At 73.2% G+C, this 18,878-nt stretch carries 17 protein-coding genes; 11 read left to right on the top strand and 6 right to left on the bottom strand.

Annotated features, from left to right (window positions below):
* Nucleotides 1-69: 69 nt before the first annotated feature.
* Nucleotides 70-1,023 carry a glycosyltransferase family 2 protein gene (locus tag LCD35_RS21290; protein ID WP_224967261.1) on the bottom strand — a complete coding sequence of 318 codons (954 nt, stop codon included), beginning with the start codon at nt 1,021-1,023 and terminating at the stop codon, nt 70-72.
* A complete protein-coding gene (locus LCD35_RS21285) occupies nt 1,020-2,759 on the bottom strand; it encodes a hypothetical protein (protein WP_224961927.1) in 1,740 nt (579 codons plus the stop codon). The genes LCD35_RS21290 and LCD35_RS21285 overlap by 4 nt, the downstream gene beginning before the upstream one ends.
* 420 nt (nt 2,760-3,179) lie before the next feature.
* Between LCD35_RS21285 and rplU the strand changes: the two genes are divergently transcribed.
* The 4 genes from rplU (at nt 3,180) to proB (ending at nt 6,481) form a co-directional block, all read left to right on the top strand.
* Nucleotides 3,180-3,488, top strand: a complete 309-nt coding sequence (gene rplU / locus LCD35_RS21280; protein ID WP_224961929.1) for a 50S ribosomal protein L21 — start codon at nt 3,180-3,182, stop codon at nt 3,486-3,488.
* A 14-nt stretch (nt 3,489-3,502) separates the two neighbouring features.
* A complete protein-coding gene (rpmA, locus tag LCD35_RS21275; RefSeq protein WP_224961931.1) occupies nt 3,503-3,763 on the top strand; it encodes a 50S ribosomal protein L27 in 261 nt (86 codons plus the stop codon).
* A gap of 109 nt (nt 3,764-3,872) precedes the next feature.
* Nucleotides 3,873-5,360, top strand: a complete 1,488-nt coding sequence (gene obgE / locus LCD35_RS21270; RefSeq protein ID WP_225044730.1) for a GTPase ObgE — start codon at nt 3,873-3,875, stop codon at nt 5,358-5,360.
* On the top strand, nt 5,357-6,481 hold the full coding sequence (gene proB, locus LCD35_RS21265; protein WP_225044725.1) for a glutamate 5-kinase: 1,125 nt from the start codon (nt 5,357-5,359) through the stop codon (nt 6,479-6,481). The genes obgE and proB overlap by 4 nt, the downstream gene beginning before the upstream one ends.
* Here proB and LCD35_RS21260 read toward each other — a convergent pair.
* Both LCD35_RS21260 and LCD35_RS21255 read right to left on the bottom strand, forming a co-directional pair.
* Entirely contained in the window at nt 6,478-7,758 is a 1,281-nt protein-coding gene (locus LCD35_RS21260) for an MFS transporter (protein ID WP_224961936.1), read from the bottom strand. The genes proB and LCD35_RS21260 overlap by 4 nt on opposite strands.
* Before the next feature lie 84 nt (nt 7,759-7,842).
* On the bottom strand, nt 7,843-9,960 hold the full coding sequence (locus LCD35_RS21255) for an ATP-dependent DNA helicase RecQ (protein WP_225044724.1): 2,118 nt from the start codon (nt 9,958-9,960) through the stop codon (nt 7,843-7,845).
* 97 nt (nt 9,961-10,057) lie between these two features.
* Here LCD35_RS21255 and LCD35_RS21250 point away from each other — a divergent pair, with 97 nt between their 5' ends.
* Both LCD35_RS21250 and nadD read left to right on the top strand, forming a co-directional pair.
* A complete protein-coding gene (locus LCD35_RS21250; protein WP_374108123.1) occupies nt 10,058-11,374 on the top strand; it encodes a glutamate-5-semialdehyde dehydrogenase in 1,317 nt (438 codons plus the stop codon).
* A 93-nt stretch (nt 11,375-11,467) separates the two neighbouring features.
* Nucleotides 11,468-12,091 carry a nicotinate-nucleotide adenylyltransferase gene (nadD, locus tag LCD35_RS21245; RefSeq protein WP_224961940.1) on the top strand — a complete coding sequence of 208 codons (624 nt, stop codon included), beginning with the start codon at nt 11,468-11,470 and terminating at the stop codon, nt 12,089-12,091.
* Between the two features lie 52 nt (nt 12,092-12,143).
* Here nadD and LCD35_RS21240 read toward each other — a convergent pair whose 3' ends face one another.
* Both LCD35_RS21240 and LCD35_RS21235 read right to left on the bottom strand, forming a co-directional pair.
* Complete coding sequence (locus tag LCD35_RS21240) at nt 12,144-12,650, bottom strand: GNAT family N-acetyltransferase (RefSeq protein ID WP_224961942.1); 507 nt, start codon at nt 12,648-12,650, stop codon at nt 12,144-12,146.
* A gap of 157 nt (nt 12,651-12,807) precedes the next feature.
* The gene (locus tag LCD35_RS21235; RefSeq protein ID WP_224961944.1) at nt 12,808-13,302 is read right to left on the bottom strand and encodes a GNAT family N-acetyltransferase; all 495 of its coding nucleotides are present in this window, start codon (nt 13,300-13,302) and stop codon (nt 12,808-12,810) included.
* Nucleotides 13,303-13,449: 147 nt separating this feature from the next.
* On the opposite strand from LCD35_RS21235, the gene rsfS reads away from it, so the two are divergent.
* The 5 genes from rsfS (at nt 13,450) to LCD35_RS21210 (ending at nt 18,765) form a co-directional block, all read left to right on the top strand.
* Nucleotides 13,450-13,833 carry a ribosome silencing factor gene (gene rsfS, locus LCD35_RS21230; protein WP_224961947.1) on the top strand — a complete coding sequence of 128 codons (384 nt, stop codon included), beginning with the start codon at nt 13,450-13,452 and terminating at the stop codon, nt 13,831-13,833.
* A complete protein-coding gene (locus LCD35_RS21225; RefSeq protein ID WP_224961949.1) occupies nt 13,830-14,441 on the top strand; it encodes a histidine phosphatase family protein in 612 nt (203 codons plus the stop codon). Before rsfS ends, LCD35_RS21225 begins: the two co-directional genes overlap by 4 nt.
* A gap of 27 nt (nt 14,442-14,468) precedes the next feature.
* Nucleotides 14,469-15,329: a DegV family protein gene (locus LCD35_RS21220; RefSeq protein ID WP_225044723.1), complete on the top strand. Its 861-nt coding sequence runs from the start codon at nt 14,469-14,471 to the stop codon at nt 15,327-15,329.
* A gap of 158 nt (nt 15,330-15,487) precedes the next feature.
* On the top strand, nt 15,488-16,399 hold the full coding sequence (locus LCD35_RS21215) for a ComEA family DNA-binding protein (protein ID WP_225044722.1): 912 nt from the start codon (nt 15,488-15,490) through the stop codon (nt 16,397-16,399).
* Nucleotides 16,396-18,765: a ComEC/Rec2 family competence protein gene (locus tag LCD35_RS21210; RefSeq protein WP_225044721.1), complete on the top strand. Its 2,370-nt coding sequence runs from the start codon at nt 16,396-16,398 to the stop codon at nt 18,763-18,765. The genes LCD35_RS21215 and LCD35_RS21210 overlap by 4 nt, the downstream gene beginning before the upstream one ends.
* Nucleotides 18,766-18,878 lie beyond the last annotated feature (113 nt).

Raw genomic sequence — 18,878 nt, 5'->3', positions numbered from 1 at the left:
GCGAAGCCGCTGAGCAGCCGACCACGCACGCAGCACGACCACCCGCCACCCGAGCACCGCACAACAGGGTCAGCGAGTGTCCTCGGCGACCAGGTCGGTGACGTCCGCGTCGCGCCCGGTGCGGTGCAGCACCAGTTCGGCGAGCAGCCCGGTGGAGATCATCTGCACCGCGAAGATCTCCAGCAGGATGCCCAGCGTCAGCAGCGGCCGCGTCCCGATCGACTGCTCGGTGAACACCCACACCCCGGTCAGGTACAGCAGGATCAGCGTCCCCGCCGAGCCCGCGGCCATGCCCAGCCCGCCGAACAGGTGCGCGGGCCGCCGCCCGTAGCGGGTCAGCGCCACCACGGTCAGCAGGTCCAGCGCGCCGCGGACGTAGCGCTCCAGCCCGTACTTCGACGTGCCGTGCTCGCGGGCCCGGTGGTGCACCGGCAGCTCCCGCACCCGGTAGCCGAGCTGGTGGGCCAGCGCCGGGATGTAGCGGTGCAGCTCGCCGTACAGCGGTACCCGCCGGTACACCTCGGTGCGGGCCGCTTTGAGCCCGCAGTTGTGGTCGGACAGCCGCAGCCCGGTGATGACCCCGGTCATCCAGTTGAAGAACTTCGACGGCAGCCGCTTGCCCAGCGGGTCCTTGCGCTGCGCCTTGTGCCCGCTGACCAGGTCGGCGCCCGCGTCGAGTTCGGCGAGCAGCCGCGGCACCTCGGCCGGGTCGTCCTGCAGGTCGGCGTCGAGCGTGACCAGCAGCCGCCCGCGCACCTCGGCGACCCCGGCGGCGAGCGCGGCGGCCTTGCCGAAGTTCCGCCGCATCCGCAGGCCGCGGATCCGCGGGTCGGCGGCCGCGTGCTCGGTGATGACCCGCCAGCTGCCGTCCGAGCTGCCGTCGTCGACGACGAGCAGCTCCCAGCTGCGCTGCTGGGCGTCCATCACGGCGGTGATCTCGGCGAACAGCCTCGGCAGGCTCTCGGCCTCGTCCTTCGCCGGGGTCAGCAGGGACACCTCGACGGTCGCGGCGGGCTCGGTCACGACACCACCTCCGGCTGTTCGGTGAGCGGGCGGATCCACCAGCCGTCGGGGAAGCGGAACGCGACGCGCAGCGGCCCGGCGGTGTCGGCGGGGACCACCGCGCGGTAACCGAGGCCGATCTCGATGCCGGGGGTCTGGCTCTCGGCGTCGGAGCGCGGGATGTCGACCACACCGCCGCCGACGACCTCGCCCCGCTGGTCGAGGACGGCGACGCAGCGGGCGCGTTCGATGCCGGAGATCGCCCAGCCCTTGAGCATCCGGGCGCCGCCCTGCACCTGGTCGGTCTCCACGTTGAGGACGACGTCCCAGCCGGCGGGCCGCGGTTCCCGGTAGCTGCCGATGCTGGGCACCCGCCAGTCCGCGGTGTTGACCCGGGTCCCGATCTCGACGTCGTCGCCGCAGCCGAGGGTGAACTCGTCGGAGAACGGGTAGTGCCCGAGCGCCCGCAGCCGCGGCAGCAGCCGCTCGGGGGAGGGGAAGCGGTCGGTGAACGCGTCGGTCGTGCCGACCTTCGCGGCGACCGCCAGCAGGTCCTGGTTCGGCGCGTCCTCGCGCACCGCCTGCGCCATCGGCGCGCCCAGCGCGACGGTGCTGAGCACGGTGGTGAACACCGCGATCGACCGGACTCCGGGCCACCGCGCCCAGGCGACGGCGATGACCAGCACCGCGATCCACAGCGCCGCGGTCATGCTGTTGTACCGGCTCTGCAACCCGGCGGACTCGCCGAACGCGGCCCGCGAACCGGAGATCATCACTGCGCAGCCCGCGGCGTACACGGCGAGGCCCCACCAGGGCGCGCTGGCCGCGCGGTGCTCCGGGCGCAGGCAGCCGGGCAGGTGCAGGGCCAGCACCGCGAGCCCCGCGACCCCGGCGACCAGCGCCAGCGACGGCTCGGTGCCGGTCCACACCATGCCGAGCATGCTCAGCCCGGCCAGCAGGGCCTGCGCCGGATCGTCGGTGGGGGAGGAACCGCCGCCGCCCTGCGGGCCGCGCAGCAGCAGCCAGGTGGCGACCACGAGCACGCCGACGACCATCGGGGTGGCGACGCGGCCGCGCCGCTCCCCGCGCATCCAGCCGACCACCGATAGCGCCGGCCACACCGCGAACGAGGTGCCGTAGCTGATGGAGGCCAGCAGCCCCAGCACCACCGCGGGCAGCAGCCGCCCCCGCTGCATCGCCAGCAGCGCGCCCAGCACCAGCAGCATCGCCAAGATCCACGAGGCGCCGCTCATCGAGCGCACGAAGTTGTGGATGCCGTGCGGGTTGAACACCAGCGTCGAGGTCGCCACCACCAGCGCCGCGCGCTGCCACCGGCTCAGCGAGGCGGGCAGCATCGCCAGCACCAGCAGCACGCAGCCCACGCCGAACGCCAGCACCACCAGCCCCAGCGGGTGGTTGAGCCCGTGCCCGAACCGGGCGCTGAGCCAGAACAGCAGGCTCGGCAGCACGAACGGGTGCTCGTTGCGGAAGCCGAACAGCGCCTCCGGCCGCAGCGAGCCGTCCTCGCCGGTGATGTCCAGCAGGACCCACCAGTAGTCGTAGAAGTGCAGCTGGGGCGCGCGCAGCACCTCCCGCAGCATCATCAGCGGCGGTACGAGGGCCGACAGCAGCAGCAACCGGGGCCCGAGCGGACCTTCGCGCAGCCGCCGGAAGCGGTCGCGCGGCAGGTCGTCCCGGCCCTCGGATTCGGTGTGCTCGTCGCGCCCCGGAACGGACTCGGCTGCGATCTCGGTCACGCGAATTTCCCCATGTCACGGTAGAACGGCGACCCACCGTAGCAAGCGGTCCGGCGGGTTCCGGGGCCTTCGCCCGCATTGATCGGTGCGCCGTTCGCCACGTCCGACGGGCCGTTCCGGGGGTGCGCGTCGGGCCGGATCCGGCCTGGCATACGCTGTCGTCCTGCCCGCTCGCGGCTGCTCCGACCCCTCGTGGTCGGGCGCCACCGGGTGGTCTGTATGCTGTGTGAGCACTTCTCGCCGCCGGACGGGCGGAGAGGCAAAACGCCTGTAGAACCCGGTGTGCCCCTCGTGGGGACGAGGGTCGCGACGCAGGAACCCCCCGAAGCCCGGCTCGGCCGGGCGGTAGGAACTCCGGTTCGCCGGAGAGGGCGTCAACGGGTGAACCAAGCGAACCGAGTAGCAGGAGACTTCCGACTCATGTACGCGATCGTCAAGACCGGCGGCAAGCAGTACAAAGTGGCGGTCGGGGACGTCGTCGAGGTCGAGAAGCTCGAAGGCGACTCCGGCACCGAGGTCACCTTCCCGGCTGTTCTGGTCGTCGACGGCACCGACGTCACCGCCGACGCCGACGCACTGGCGAAGGTTTCGGTGACCGGGAAGCTGGTCGAGCAGACCAAGGGCCCCAAGATCCGCATCCACAAGTTCAAGAACAAGACCGGATACCAGAAGCGCCAGGGTCACCGTCAGAAGTTGACCCGCGTTGAGGTCACCGGCATCACCAAGTGAGGACCTGAGTAGTCATGGCACACAAGAAGGGCGCTTCCAGCTCTCGCAACGGCCGCGACTCGAACCCCCAGTACCTCGGGGTCAAGCGCTACGGCGGCCAGGTCGTCAAGGCCGGTGAGATCCTGCTTCGGCAGCGCGGCACCAAGTTCCACCCCGGCCTGAACGTCGGCCGCGGCAAGGACGACACGCTGTTCGCGCTGTCGGCCGGTGAGGTCGAGTTCGGCAGCAAGCGCGGTCGCAAGACCGTCAACATCGTGCCGGCCGAGGTCGTCTGACCCGGCTCTCGGCACCAGCAGTTCCCGACGAGGGGCGGGTCCGGTCTCTGCACCGGCCCGCCCCTCGTTCGCGTTCGCGGAACGCATCGAATGTCAGCACTCCCCGCACCTGGAGGGACTCGTGTCGCGGTTCGTTGACCGCGTGACCATCCACATCGCCGCTGGCGATGGGGGCAATGGCTGCGCCTCGGTCCACCGGGAGAAGTTCAAACCGCTCGGCGGCCCCGACGGCGGCAACGGCGGCCGCGGCGGCGACGTGCGGCTCGTCGTCGACCCCGGCGTGCACACGCTCCTGGACTTCCACCACCGCCCGCACGCGACCGCGGCCAGCGGCAAGCAGGGGCGCGGCAGCCTGCGCAACGGCGCCATCGGCGAAGACCTGGTGCTGCCCGTCCCGGACGGCACGGTCGTGCTCACCGAGAGCGGTGAGGTGCTGGCCGACCTGGTCGGGCCGGGCACCACGTTCATCGCGGCCGAAGGCGGCCGCGGCGGGCTGGGCAACGCGGCGCTGGCCTCGAAGGCGCGCAAGGCGCCCGGGTTCGCGCTGCTCGGCGAGCCGGGGGACGAGCAGGACCTGGTGCTGGAGCTGAAGTCCGTCGCCGACGTGGGGCTGCTCGGCTTCCCGTCCGCGGGCAAGTCCTCGCTGATCTCGGTGGTCTCCGCGGCCAAGCCGAAGATCGCGGACTACCCGTTCACCACGCTGGCGCCGAACCTCGGCGTGGTCACCGCGGGCGAGACCGTGTTCACCGTCGCCGACGTCCCCGGCCTGATCCCCGGCGCCAGCGACGGGCGCGGGCTCGGCCTGGACTTCCTGCGGCACATCGAGCGGTGCGCGGTGCTGGTGCACGTGGTGGACTGCGCGACGCTGGAGCCGGGACGCGACCCGCTGTCCGACATCGACGCGCTGGAAGAAGAGCTGGCCCGGTACACGCCCGCGCTGCAGGGCGAGCACGGCGACCTCGGCGACCGGCCGCGGCTGGTGGTGCTGAACAAGGTGGACGTGCCGGAGGCCCGCGAGCTGGCCGAGCTGATCCGCCCCGACCTGGAATCCCGCGGCCTGCGCGTGTTCGAGGTGTCGGCGGCCAGCCACGAAGGTCTCCGCGAGCTGTCGTTCGCGATGGCCGAGGAGGTCGAGCGCTACCGGGCTTCGCTGCCCGAACCGGAACCGGCCCGGGTCGTGGTGCGCCCGCACGCCATCGGCGACAGCGGTTTCACCGTGGAGACCGACCCGGAGGACGACGAGGCGTTCGTCGTGCGCGGCGAGAAGCCGGAGCGCTGGGTGCGCCAGACCGCGTTCGACAACGACGAGGCGGTGGGCTTCCTCGCCGACCGGCTCGCGAAGCTCGGCGTGGAGGAGGCGCTCGGCAAGGCCGGTGCCGAACCGGGCAGCCAGGTCACCATCGGCGGCGTCACGTTCGACTGGGAGCCGTCCACCCCGGCGGGGGTCGCGGCCGTGCTCACCGGCCGCGGCACCGACGCTCGCCTGGACGCGTCCGACCGGATCGGCGCGGCCGACCGGAAGGCGGCGAAGAAGGCGCGCCGCGGGAACCTCGACGCGGAAGGCGGCTACGCCGGGGGAGCCGAGGAGGACGAGTGACCGGCGCGGTGCAGTCCTCGCCGACCCGCGACTCGATCGCGGCGGCGCACCGCATCGTCGTCAAGGTCGGCTCGTCCTCGCTGACCACCGGCCGAGGAGCGCTGGACCAGGCGCGGCTCGCGGCCCTGGTGGACGCGGTGGAAGCGCGCGTCGCCACCGGCTGCCAGGTCGTGGTGGTGTCCTCCGGTGCCATCGCCGCGGGCATCGCCCCGCTGGGGTTGCGCCGCCGTCCGCGCGACCTGGCCACCAAGCAGGCCGCGGCCAGCGTGGGGCAGCAGGCGCTGGCGCACGCCTACGCCGAGTCCTTCGCCCGCTACCGGCGCACCGTGGGGCAGGTGCTGCTCACCGCCGACGACGTGGTGCGGCGCGCGCACTACCGCAACGCGCAGCGCACGTTGAACCGGCTGCTCACCCTCGGCGTGGTGCCGGTGGTGAACGAGAACGACACGGTCGCCACCGCGGAGATCCGGTTCGGCGACAACGACCGGCTGGCCGCGCTGGTCTCGCACCTGGTCGGTGCCGACGCGCTGCTGCTGCTGTCCGATGTGGACGCCCTGTACGACGGGGATCCGCGCGGCGGTGGGGCGTCGGCGATCCGCGAGGTCACCAGCGCCGCCGACCTGGCCGGGGTGGACGCCGGCGCCTCGGGTTCCGGGGTGGGCACCGGTGGCATGGCCTCGAAGGTGGAGGCCGCGCGGGTCGCGTGCACCGCGGGCATCCCGGTGCTGCTGACCTCGGCGGCGCAGGCCGCACGGGCCCTCGGCGCCGCCGACGTGGGCACCGCGTTCGCCACCACCGGCAGCAGGCTCTCCGCCCGGCGCTTCTGGCTGGCGCACGCGGCGGGTGCGCGCGGCAGGTTGTGGATCGACGACGGCGCGGTCGCGGCCGTGGTGCGGCGGCGCCGCTCGCTGCTGGCCGCGGGGATCACCTCGGTGGAGGGCGCGTTCGACGGCGGGGACGTGGTGGAGCTCGTCGACCCGGCCGGAGCCGTGGTGGCCCGCGGCGTCGTCGCCTACGACGCGGCGGAACTGCCGGAGCTCGTCGGCCGGTCCAGCCACGAGCTGCCCGCCGAGCAGCGCCGCGAAGTGGTGCACGCCGACGACCTGGTGCCGCTGCGCTAGCGCAGTTCGCTGCCCCGGGTTTCCGGCAGCGCCAGGATCACGAAGAACGCGATGACGGCCGCGGCCGCGATGTACCAGAAGAACAGCGCCTCCGCGCCGAACGCGGCGAACGCCTGGATCACCAGGGGCGCCGTCCCGCCGAACACCGCGACGGTCAGGTTGTACCAAGCGCCGATGCCGAGGCCGCGCAGCTCCGTCGGGAAGAGCTCCGACATGATCGCCGGGGCGATCGAGGTCATCGCCGAGTAGAGCCCGACGCCGACGCAGAACACCACCAGCAGCCCGCCGAGTCCCGGCCCGACCAGCGCGGACAGCGGCACGATCAGCACCGCCGTCGCGGCCGACCACACCAGCAGCTGCGGCTTGCGGCCGAACCGGTCGGAGAGCGCCCCCATCGGGTACTGCAGCGCGATGAACAGCACCGTCGCCACCGACAGCGCGAGGAACACGTCCGTCGCGTCCGCGTGCCGGGTGTCCACGGCGAACGGGGTGAGCGCGCTGAAGAACGTGTAGTAGCAGAGCGTGGAGAGCATGCTGAACCCGATGAGCATGCCCACGGCCTGGGGGTGCAGCCGCAGCGTCGTCCACAGTGGACTACGCAGCGCCCGCGCCTTCTCCCGGTTGTCGGCGAACTGCTCGGTCTCCTCCAGCGACCGCCGCAACCAGATGCCGATCAGGCCGAGCACCCCGCCGATGACGAACGGGATGCGCCAGCCGAACGCGGTCAGCTGCTGCTCGGTCAGCACCGAGGTCAGCAGGTACCCCAGCAGCGAGGCCACCAGCAGCGCCGCCCCGGTGGAGATGTAGAAGAACGACGAGTACCGGCCGCGCCTGCTCGCCGGGGCGATCTCGGCCAGGTAGGCGGAGGCGTTCGAGACCTCACCACCCAGCGACAGCCCCTGCCCGATGCGCGCGAGCACCAGCAGCACCGGTGCGCCCCAGCCGATCAGGTCGAAGGTGGGCAGCAGCCCGATCAGCAGCGAGCCGCCCGCCATCAGCGCGATCGTCAGCAGCATCGCCGTCTTGCGCCCGCGCAGGTCGGCGAACCGGCCCAGCAGCCAGCCGCCGAGCGGGCGGAAGAAGAACGCCAGCGCGAACGTCGCCAGCGTGTTCACCAGCGCCAGCTCACCGGGGAAGAAGCGGCTCGCGAAGTACACGCTGAACGCGCTGTAGATCGTCCAGTCGTACCACTCGATCGCATTGCCGATGCTGGCCGCGACCAGCTTGCGCACCGGAAGCCGGTGCCGCTCCGGCACCTCCGACCTCGACGTCACCATCCGCAGCCTCCCCCGCACAGACCGCGTCACACTATGGCGGTCCGTGCCCGGTTGGGAACCCTTCCCAGCTCCCGGGAACCGCGGTCAGCCCGTCGAGGCGAGGGTGAACGGCAGCACCGCGGGGGCGCCCGCGAGCCGCAGCGTGCGGGCCACGATCGCCGCGGTCCAGCCGGTGTCGGCGTAGTCGTCCATCAGCAGCACCGGGCCGTCCAGCTCGGCGATCCGCGACGCGAGCTCGTCGGGGATCTTGAACTGGCCGCGGAGCGTGCCGACGCGCTGCGCGCTGTTGCCCCGCCGCGGCGTGCTGTCCGGGTTGGTGGCGACCTCGCCGAGCAGCGGCAGCCTGCCGATGGTGGCGATGCGCTGCGCGAGGCTGCGCACCAGCAGCGGCCTGCTGTTCGAGCCGACGGAGACCACGCCGACCGGCCGCTGCTCCCACTTCCACGCGGCGAGCACCTGCACGCACGCCTGGAACAGGTCCTCCGGCAGCTCCTGGTCCGGGACGCCGTTGCCCAGCAGCTCGCGCAGCCGGTTTCCCCAGCCGATGTCGGTCAGCCTGCCGACGGCCCGGCCCTGCTCGGCGCGTTCGGCCGCGGGTAGCCGCCCCGACACGGGCACGCCCAGCGCGTCCATCCCGGTGGGCCACATCTTGCGCGGTTCCAGCTCCACGCCGGGCCGGTGCAGCCGTTCGGTCGCCCGCTGCACCACCTGCTCGTCGACCTCGGCGGAGTGGCGCTGCCCGGTGCAGTTGTCGCAGCGGCCGCACGGTTGCGCGTGCGGGTCGTCGAGCTGGCGGCGCAGGAACTCCATCCGGCAGTCCGGGGTGGCGAGGTAGTCCTGCATGGCCTGCTGCTCGGCGGCGCGTTCCGCGGCGATCCGCCCGTAGCGCTCCGCCTCGTAGGTCCACAGCTCGCCGGTCGCCTCCCAACCGCCCTTGACCCGGCGCACCGCGCCGTCCACGTCGAGGACCTTGAGCACCATCTCCAGCCGGGAGCGGCCCAGGTCGACGCGGGGCTCCAGCGCGGCCGTGGACAACGTGCCTGCTTCGGTGAGGGCGGCGAGGATGGCGCGCACCGTGGCCTCCGGTGGGAACGCCAGTGATGCGAAGTAGCGCCAGATCTCCTGGTCCTCCGGGCCGGGCAGCAGCAGCGCCTCCGCCCGCCGCACGCCGCGGCCGGCCCGCCCGATCTGCTGGTAGTAGGCGATCGGCGAGGACGGCGCCCCCAGGTGCACCACGAACCCCAGGTCGGGCTTGTCGAAGCCCATGCCCAGCGCCGAGGTGGCGACCAGCGCCTTCACCCGGTTCGCCAGCAGGTCCTCCTCGGCGCGCTGCCGCTCCTCCGGGTCGGTGCGGCCCGAGTAGGACGCCACCTCGAAACCCTGGTCGCGCAGGTAGCCGGCGCCCGCCGCGGCCCCCGCGACGGTGAGCGTGTAGATGATCCCGGAACCGGTGAGCTCGCCGAGGTTGCTCGCCAGCCACGCCAGCCGCGCCTGCGCCGTCGGCAGCTCCACCACGCCGAGCCGCAGGCTCTCCCGGTCGAGGGTGCCGCGCAGCACCAGCGTCTCCTGCGGGTCGCTGAACTCGCCGCCGACGCCGAGCTGCTCGGACACGTCCTGCACGACGCGGTCGTTGGCGGTGGCGGTGGTGGCCAGCACCGGCACGCCCTCGGGGAGCTCGCCCAGCAGCGTTCGCAACCTGCGGTAGTCCGGACGGAAGTCGTGGCCCCAGTCGGAGATGCAGTGCGCCTCGTCCACCACGAGCAGGCCCGCGCTGTGCGTCAGCTCGGGCAGCACGGTGTCCCGGAAATCCGGGTTGTTCAGCCGTTCGGGGCTCACCAGCAGCACGTCCACGTCGCCGACGGCGATCTGCTCCTCGATGGCCTGCCACGCCTGCGGGTTCGCCGAGTTGATGCTGGCGGCGCGGACCCCGGCGGCCTCGGCGGCTTCGACCTGGTTGCGCATCAGCGCCAGCAGCGGCGAGACGATCACCGTGGGGCCTTCGCCGAGTTCGCGCAGCAGCGCCGTGGCCAGGAAGTACACCGCCGACTTGCCCCAGCCGGTGCGCTGCACCACGAGCGCGCGGCGGCGGTGCAGCACGAGCGCTTCGATGGCGCGCCACTGGTCGTCGCGCAGCACGGCGTCCGGACCGGCCAGCGCGCGGAGCCGTTCGTCGGCGAGTTCCCGCAGGGCTTGTTCGTCCACGCCACGATTCCTACCGGACGGCCCCGACGCGCCCGGCACCGCCCGCCGGTTCCTCACCAGCGGAACTCCGTTGCGCCGCCCCACTAGGCTGGGGTGCGTGACGACGAGCATCGATGCCTCCACCGACCAGCACGCGCAGGCCTCCGGCGACGAGCTCCGCGAGCAGGTGCGCGCGGCGGCCCGCGCCGCCCGCGACGCCGCCGCGGAACTGGCCCTGCTGCCGCGCGGCGCCAAGGACTCCGCACTGCGCGCCATGGCCGACGCGCTGGTCGAACGGGCCCCGGAGATCTTGGCGGCGAACGAGCTCGACGTCGCGCGGGCCGAGGAGAACGGCACCGCCGCCGGGCTGATCGACCGGCTGCGCCTGACCGACGATCGCGTCGCGAGCATCGCCGACGGCCTGCGCACCGTCGCCGGGCTGCCCGACCCGACCGGTGAGGTGGTGCGCGGCAGCGTGCTCGCCAACGGGCTGCAGCTGCAGCAGGTCCGGGTGCCGCTGGGCGTCGTCGGCATCGTCTACGAGGGCAGGCCCAACGTGACCGTGGACGCGGCCGGGCTCACCGCGAAGTCCGGGAACGCGGTGCTGCTGCGCGGATCGGCCTCCGCCGAGCGCTCGAACACCGCGCTCGTCGGGGTGCTGCGCGACGTCCTCGTCGAGCAGGGGCTGCCCGCGGACGCGATCCAGCTGCTGCCCAGCCACGACCGCGCCTCGGTGCGGCATCTGATCACCGCGCGGGGGCTGGTCGACGTGGTGATCCCGCGCGGCGGCGCCGGGCTGATCTCCACGGTCGTCGAGCAGTCCACCGTGCCCACCATCGAGACCGGCGTCGGCAACTGCCACGTCTACGTCGACGCGCGCGCCGACATCGACACCGCGCTGCGCATCCTGCTGAACTCCAAGGCCCGCCGTCCCAGCGTGTGCAACGCGGCCGAGACGCTGCTGGTGCACCGGGACATCGCCGCCGAGTTCGTGCCCCGCGCCGTCGCCGAACTGCGCGCCGCGGGCGTCACCGTGCACGGCGACGAGGAGGTCGCCCGGCTCGGTGGTTCCGGCGTCCTCGCCGCCGAGGACTCCGACTGGGACACCGAGTACGGCTCGCTGGACATCGCCGCCGCCGTCGTCGACTCGTTGCAGGCCGCCACCGAGCACATCCGCGCGCACGGCTCCGGGCACACCGAGGCGATCGTGACCGACGACGTGCGCGCGGCCCGGTCCTTCACCGCCCGCGTCGACTCGGCGGCCGTCATGGTCAACGCCTCGACCGCGTTCACCGACGGCGCCGAGTTCGGGATGGGCGCCGAGATCGGCATCTCCACCCAGAAGCTGCACGCGCGCGGCCCGATGGGGCTGCCGGAGCTGACCTCCACCAAGTGGCTCGTGTACGGCGACGGGCACGTGCGGCCCGCGGGCTGAGTCCGCCGGTGACCCGTCCCCGGGGTGGGATCGGTCACCGTCACGACGTTCATCGGGGCTGGTCGGGGCGTCGCTCGTTTAGGGTCTGCAGTCATGTCTCGTCGGCGCCGTATCGGGGTCATGGGTGGCACCTTCGACCCGATCCACCACGGCCACCTCGTAGCGGCCAGTGAAGTGCAGGCCCAGTTCGGCCTCGAACAAGTGATCTTCGTGCCGACCGGTCAGCCGTGGCAGAAGGGTCACGAGGCGGTCAGCCCCGCCGAGGACCGCTACCTGATGACGGTGGTCGCCACCGCCTCCAACCCGCGGTTCTCGGTGAGCCGGGTGGACGTGGACCGCAGCGGCCCCACCTACACCGCCGACACCCTCAGCGACCTGCGCGCGCTGTACCCGGATGCCGAGCTGTACTTCATCACCGGCGCCGACGCGCTGGAGCAGATCCTGTCCTGGCACCGGGTGGAGGAGCTGTTCGAGCTCGCCCACTTCATCGGCGTCACCCGTCCCGGCTACTCGCTCGACGACGCGCACCTGCCGCAGGGGTCGGTGTCGCTGGTGGAGATCCCGGCGATGGCGATCTCCTCCACGGGCTGCCGCCAACGCGTCCACGCCGGACTGCCGGTCTGGTACCTCGTCCCCGACGGGATCGTCCAGTACATCACCAAGCGCGGCCTCTACCGCCCCGACGACGCCGGACCCGCACCGGAGTGGGGGCCGTGAGCAGCCGGTACGACCTCGGTACAACTCAGACCGGGAGCCGTCCCCGGCGCGGTCAGAGCACCTTCTGGAACAGGGTGACGCTGAACTGCCCGTCGGTGAAATCGCGGCGTCCCACCTCGCGGAAACCGAGGTCGCGGTAGAAGGCGCGGAGGACCTCGTTCGACTCGTCGCAGTCCAGCCGCAGGAACCGAGCCCGACTCGCCCGACCTCGATCACCGGCCCAGCGCAACAACGAAGAACCGAGCCCGTGTCCCGCTTTCCGCCGACTCACCATGAGGCCGTGGACGTAGACGGCCGGCGTGGGGTCGTCGCCCCAGAAGGCCGGGTCGGCACGGAGGATCCGCAAGGCGGCGACGAGACCGAGATCGGCGTCTCGCAGGACGTACCACTCGTGTCGCGCGATCTGGGACGCGATGTCGTGCGGGCTCACTTCGCCGGGTTGCCACTGGTCGACGTCCTTCGCCTGGAGCCAGTCCTCGAGCTCTCGCCGAAGCCGGTGGAGACCGTGGACGTCCGCCGATATCGCCGGTTCGAGTGGCGGCGTCCGCTCCGGAGTCACGCAAGCCAACGTAGCGGTCCGGAGCCCTCGTGCGGCCGTAGTGGAACCACTTCGCCGCCGTCAAGACCGTGCCGGGCGCTCGGCCGGTGGGCTGTCGGCAGCGGTACGCGCTCGAGCACCGGATTCGGTGCGCCGCCCCGACTGCGCGGGGTGGCCGTCAGGTCAGGTCCAAGGCGAGCAGGACGTCGTCGACGTAGGTCCCGCCCAGGAGGAACTGCTCGCGCTCGACGCCCTCGACCCGGTAGCCGAGCCGCTCGTACAACCGCTGCGCCCGCGGATTGCCGCCGAGCACCCGCAGGGTGATGCGGCGCGCGCCCCGGGCGACCGCCTCCGCGCGAGCGGCCCCGAGGAGCTCGGTCCCGGCCCGGCGGCCCTGGTGCTCCGGAACCACGGACAGGCCGTAGATCTGCTGCACGTGCGCGGCGGCCGCGCCGAGCCCGGGCTGGGCGGTCGCCATCGGCACGAGCTTGATCAAGCCGATCGGTTCGTCCGCGGCGAGCGCCACGAGCACGTTCTCCGGGACGACCGGCGCGCGGAAGAACGGGGCGTCGGCGGCGGGTCGGGGGAACACGGACGATTCCGGGGTCCACGCGGCGCGCACGATCCGCGCCAGCGCCCGCTCGTCGTCCTGCCGTGCCGGACGTATCCGCATCTCGCCTCCTCGCACCGTTCCAGCATCCGATCGGCGGCAACCGGTTTTCCCGTTCCGCCGTCCGACCCCGGCGGGTCGCGGGAGGCGTGCACGCGCTGGCTATCCTGGGTCGCGTGGGCGGAACCGTGCCCGCCTGAGAGGAGAGACGTGGCAGCCACTGAGGAAGCCCGCAGGCTGGCCCTGGTCGCGGCGCAGGCCGCGGCCGACAAGAAGGCGAGCGATCTCGTGCTGCTCGATGTCTCCGAGCAGCTGGTCATCACCGACTGCTTCGTGATCGCCTCGGCGGCGAACGAGCGCCAGGTCGATTCGATCGTGGAGAACGTCGAGGAGAAGATGCGCGCCGCGGGCACCAAGCCGGTGCGGCGCGAAGGCGCCCGCGAGGGGCGCTGGGTGCTGCTCGACTTCGTCGACGTGGTCGTGCACGTGCAGCACACCGAGGAACGCGCCGTCTACGAGCTGGAACGGCTGTGGAAGGACTGCCCGCGGATCGACTTCGTGGACAGCGCCGAGCAGCGGGACGGCGACGAGTGAGCTTGGCTCGCCTGGTGCTCTGGCGGCACGGCGAGACGGACTACAACGCCGCCGGCCGCATCCAGGGGCACCTGGACACCTCCCTGACCGACGCGGGCATCGCGCAGGCGCAGCGGGCCGCCCCGGTCGTCGCGGCCTTCGAACCGGAGGTCGCGGTCGGGTCGGACCTGCGTCGCGCGAGCGCCACCGCGGCCGCGTTCACCGAGCTCTCCGGGATGCCGGTGCGCCAGGACAAGCGGTTGCGGGAGACGCACCTGGGCGAGTGGCAGGGGCTCAGCGGCGCCGAGGTGGAGCACGGCTGGCCGGGCTCGATGGCCGTGTGGCGCTCGGACGCCACCTGGTCCCCACCGGGCGGCGAGTCCCGCGTCGAGGTGGCGGAGCGGGCCTTCGAGGTCGTGTCGGAGCTGGACACCACCTACCAGGAGACCGCGCTGGTCTGCGCGCACGGCGGCCTCATCACCGGGCTCACCGCCCGGATGCTGGAGCTGCCGGTGGAGTTGTGGCCGAGCCTCGGCGGGATCTCCAACTGCCACTGGGTGGTGCTGACGCGCCGCACCGGGACCGACCGGTGGCGGCTGACCACGTACAACGGTGGTGTCCCCGCCTGAGCACCGCTCCTGGTTAGGGTTGCGCGCGTGTCCGTAGCCGTCGTCACCGATTCGACCGCGTACCTGCCCGCGGGTTTCGCGCAGCGGCACGCGCTCCGGGTGGTGCCGCTGCACGTGAGCGTGCAGGGCGCGGATTCCGTTCCGGAGCACGAGTTCGACTCGGGCCGGTTGACGGCCGCGTGGGACCGCAAGGAGCGCGTGACCACGTCCGGTGCGAGCGTCGGCGAGTTCGCCACCGCCTACCGGGAAGCGCTGGAGGGCGGCGCGGACGGTGTCGTGTCGGTGCACCTGTCCCGCCGGTTGTCGGGGACCTGGGACGCGGCGCGGCTGGCGGCGCGCGAGGTCGATCCGGAACGGATCCGGGTGGTCGACTCGCGGTCCGCCGCGATGGGGCTGGGTTTCGCGGCGCTGGGCGCGGCGGACAGCGCCCGGGCCGGAGCCGGGCTGTCGGCGGTGGAGAGCCGGGCGGCCTTGATCGCGCAGCGGACCCGCACGTTGTTCTCCGTGCAGACCTTGGAGCACCTGCGCCGCGGTGGCCGGATCGGTGCCGCGGCGGCGGTGCTGGGCACGGCACTGGCCATCAAACCGCTGCTGCACGTCCACGAGGGCCGCGTGGAGCTGCTGGAGAAGGTGCGGACGACGGCTCGCGCGCACGCCCGGCTGCTCGACCTGGTGGCCCGGGGGGCGGAGTCGGGTTCGCTGTCGGTCGCGATCCACCACTTGGACGCCCCGGAGTGGGCGGAGCGGTTGGCCGAGCAGTTGCGGCGCCAGGCGTCGGTGGCGCTGGACTGCGTGGTCTCCGAGGTGGGGCCGGTGGTGGGGGCGCACATCGGTCCCGGTGCGCTCGGGGCCGTGGTGCTGCCCGGTGGCTGGCGGCTCGCGGGATGAATTTCCAGTAGGCGAATTCGGATTCGATTCCTTTCGGGGGAATTCTCCGTCGCCCGTTCGTGATGAATTGTGCTGAGTTGTCCACAGGTCGGCGATCCATCCACAGATGTCGAACTCGGGGCTGGTCGAAGTCGGCGTCCGTTCTTACCGTCGAATTCATGGCCGTCCCCACTCTCTTCCGCGGCATCCTCGACGATTCCGCCGCCCCCGACGACACCCCGCGCAGCCGCCTGCTGGCGTTGAAGCAGCAGGCGGAGCGCGACGGCGCGGGCACCGGGCGAGCGCTCCGGTTCCGCCCGTCCGACGACGAAATCACCGATCCACCCGATGTGGCGGGCGAACCGGAATCGCGCGCCGGACCCGATTCCACCGGTAGGCATTCCGCCCGTGAACCGTCCCACGGGCAGTTCGCCGGAATGCGCAGGCACTTGCAGAGGTGGCTGCCCGATTCCGTGCTGCGCGCCAGAATCGACCCCGGACGCGCGGGGCGGATCGGGTTGCTGCTCGCGGCCGTGCTGGCGCTGCTCGCCGTCGCGGTCACGACCTGGCTGGATCGACCCGTCGCCGAGCCCGCGCCGCCCCCGCCGCTCCCGCTGGCCGCGGCCCCCGCCGCGCCCGAGCCGCCACCGCCCCCGCCCGAGCTGGTGATCAGCGTCGTCGGCGAGGTGACCCGCCCCGGACTGGTCGCGGTGCCACCCGGATCCCGCGTCGCCGACGCGGTGCGCGCCGCCAGTGGCACCACCGGGCCGGAGGTCGACATCACCGCGCTCAACCTCGCCCGCCGGCTCACCGACGGGGAACAGCTCTACGTCGCCGTCCCGGTACCGCCCGGCGCGGACACCGGCCAGGCCGCGAGCCCACCCGGCTCCGGGGCGGCGGCCAAGACCGACCTGAACACCGCCACGGAGGAGCAGCTCGATGCACTACCAGGAGTCGGCGAGGTCACCGCGAAGCGGATCGTGCAGTGGCGCACCGAGCACGGCCGCTTCGGCTCCGTCGACGAACTCCAGGACGTCGACGGCATCGGCGCGGCCAAGCTGGCCAAGCTGCGCGACCTGGTCCAGGTGTGAAGGTCACGTCGTACCCGCGGACCGGTGTGCTCGACCTGCGGCTGGTGCCCGCGGCCGTGGTGACCTGGGCCGTGACGCTGGCCGGGCTGCTCGGCGGGTGGGGAGTGGCGGCAGCGCTGGCGATCGCCGCGGTCGTGCTGCTGCCGACGGTGCGGGCTCGGCGGATCCGGCGCTGGCGCAACGGGTTGCTGGCGGTGCTGGTCCTGGCCGGGATCACCGCGACCGGCGTGGGCGTCCGCGCCCACTCGACCGCCGTGCACCCGCTGCACCTCGCCGCGCAGCAGGGCGACCGGGTCGAGGTTCGGGCATCGCTCACCTCGCGGCCGAAGCCGCTGCGGGGAGCGTCCTACGGCGCCCGGCGCGCCCAGGACCGCTCGGTGGTGCAGGTGCGGCTGCGCTCGGTCCACGTCGACGGCAGGCGGACCGCGGTCGGCGGCCGAGCGCTGCTGCTGGTTCCGACGGAACCGTGGCGTTCGCTGATCGCGGGCCAGGAGGTGACGGCCACCGGTCGGGCCGTGCCGCCGCGCGGCGGGGAACTGCTCACCGCCGCCGTCCAGGTCGGGCGGGCACCGGAGCGGGTGCGCCCACCGCCCGGCTGGCAGCGCATCGCGGAGGGCCTGCGGGAAGGGCTGCGCTCGACTTCCCGGACCGTGCTGGGGCCGGAAGCGGCGGGCCTGCTGCCGGGCCTGGTCGTCGGCGACACCGGACTGCTGCCACCGGAGGTGGTGGAGCAGTTCGAGACCTCCGGGCTGACGCACCTGATGGCGGTGTCCGGGGCGAACCTGGCCATCGTGTGCGGGGCGGTGCTGCTGGTGCTGCGCCTGGTCGTCGCGGGGCCGGTGCCGTGCGCGTTGGGCGCGGGGGCGGCGATGGCGGGGTTCGTGGTGCTCGCGGGACCGGAACCGAGCGTGCTGCGAGCCGCGGTGATGGGCGCGATCACGCTGTTCGCCCTGGCGCTGGGCCGGGAACGCTCGGCGCTGCCGACGCTGGCGGGCAGCGTCATCGGCCTGCTGCTGCTCGCACCGGGTCTGGCGACCACGGCGGGGTTCGCGCTGTCGGTGGTCGCGACGGCCGGGCTGGTGCTGCTGGCACCCGGCTGGTCGGCGGCGCTGCACGCCAGGGGAGTTCCGGTCGGGCTCGCCGAGGCGCTCGCGGTACCGGCGGCGGCGCACCTGGTCACGGCACCGCTGGTGGCGGCGATATCCGGGCAGGTCAGCCTGGTCGCGGTGGTGGCGAACCTGCTGGCGGGGCCGCTCGTGGCACCCGCGACGGTGCTCGGCGTCGCGGCGACGGTGGTGGCCCCGTGGTGCGCGCCGCTGGCCGGTGCGCTGGTGTGGCTGGCCGGGCCCGAACTGGAATGGGTGCTCGCGGTCGCCCGGCATTCGGCGGCCGTGCCGGGAGCCGCCGTCGACTGGCCGTCCGGAGTGGTGGGCGGGACCTCGCTGGCGGTGCTCGCGCTGGTGCTGCTGATCGTGCTGCGCGGGCGCATCGCTCGGCTGGTCCTGACCAGCCTGGTGCTGGTCGTCGTGGTGGTGGTGATCCCGGTCCGCCACCAGGTGTTCCCGTGGCCGGTGCCGGGGTGGTCGCTGGTCGCCTGCGACGTGGGACAGGGCGACGGGCTGGTGCTGGCCACCGGCCGGGACCGGGAAGCGGTCGTGGTCGACACCGGACCGGACCCGGCACCGATGGCCGAGTGCCTGCGCCGGTTGCGGATCCGCAGCGTCCCGCTGGTACTGCTGACCCACCTGCACGCCGACCACGTCGGTGGCATCTCGGCGGTGCTGTCCGGGCGGCAGGTCGGCGCGGTCGCCGTCGGACCGCTGGGCGAACCGGCCTGGGCGGCTCGCGAGGTGCGGGCGACCGCGCGCGCCCACCGCACACCCGTCGTCCCGTTGCGGGCGGGCCAGCGGTTGCGGTGGCCGGGATTGGTGCTCGACGTGCTCGGCCCCCGAGGAGCGCTCGCGCGCAGCAACTCGGCGGAGGACGCCAACGACGCCTCGCTGGTGGTCAAGGCGACCACTCCGGCGGGGCGGGTGCTGCTGACCGGGGACGTCGCGCTGCCAGGTCAGGCAGCGCTGCTCGCCTCAGGTGCGGACCTGCGGGCGGAGGTGCTCAAGGTGCCCCACCACGGGTCCCGGTTCACGACGCCGAGATTGCTCGCGCGAGTGCGCCCGCAACTGGCGGTGATCAGCGTCGGAGCCGGGAACGACTACGGTCATCCCAGCCCGCTGATCCTCGGCGAGCTGCAACGGATGGGCGCCCGGATCCACCGCACCGATCAGGCGGGCGACATCGCGGTCGTGCCGGAAGGCCGGGGGCGCACCGCCGTGGAGCGGGGCGATCCGCTGCGGCCGGACGAAAGGTGACGGGGAGGTCAGGCCGGGGGGGCGGCGGCCGCCCCCCCAGCGCGCACGCACCAAAAACCGCCGGGGGCCGGGGGCGGGGGGGCCGGGGCGGGGGGGGGGGCCGGCGGGCTCCA

Source organism: Saccharopolyspora sp. 6V (assembly GCF_020176785.1).
In the GTDB taxonomy this organism is placed as follows: Bacteria; Actinomycetota; Actinomycetes; order Mycobacteriales; family Pseudonocardiaceae; genus Saccharopolyspora_C; species Saccharopolyspora_C gregorii.
Note: the sequence above shows the minus strand (reverse complement) of the source record. Positions and strands in the feature narration are given on the sequence as shown.

Coding starts and splice junctions, on each gene's coding strand:
- rplU (WP_224961929.1), top strand. CDS start 3,180: ATGTACGCGATCGTCAAGACCGGCGGCAAGCAGTACAAAGTGGCGGTC.
- rpmA (WP_224961931.1), top strand. CDS start 3,503: ATGGCACACAAGAAGGGCGCTTCCAGCTCTCGCAACGGCCGCGACTCG.
- LCD35_RS21260 (WP_224961936.1), bottom strand. CDS start 7,758: ATGGTGACGTCGAGGTCGGAGGTGCCGGAGCGGCACCGGCTTCCGGTG.
- nadD (WP_224961940.1), top strand. CDS start 11,468: ATGTCTCGTCGGCGCCGTATCGGGGTCATGGGTGGCACCTTCGACCCG.
- LCD35_RS21235 (WP_224961944.1), bottom strand. CDS start 13,302: ATGCGGATACGTCCGGCACGGCAGGACGACGAGCGGGCGCTGGCGCGG.
- LCD35_RS21215 (WP_225044722.1), top strand. CDS start 15,488: ATGGCCGTCCCCACTCTCTTCCGCGGCATCCTCGACGATTCCGCCGCC.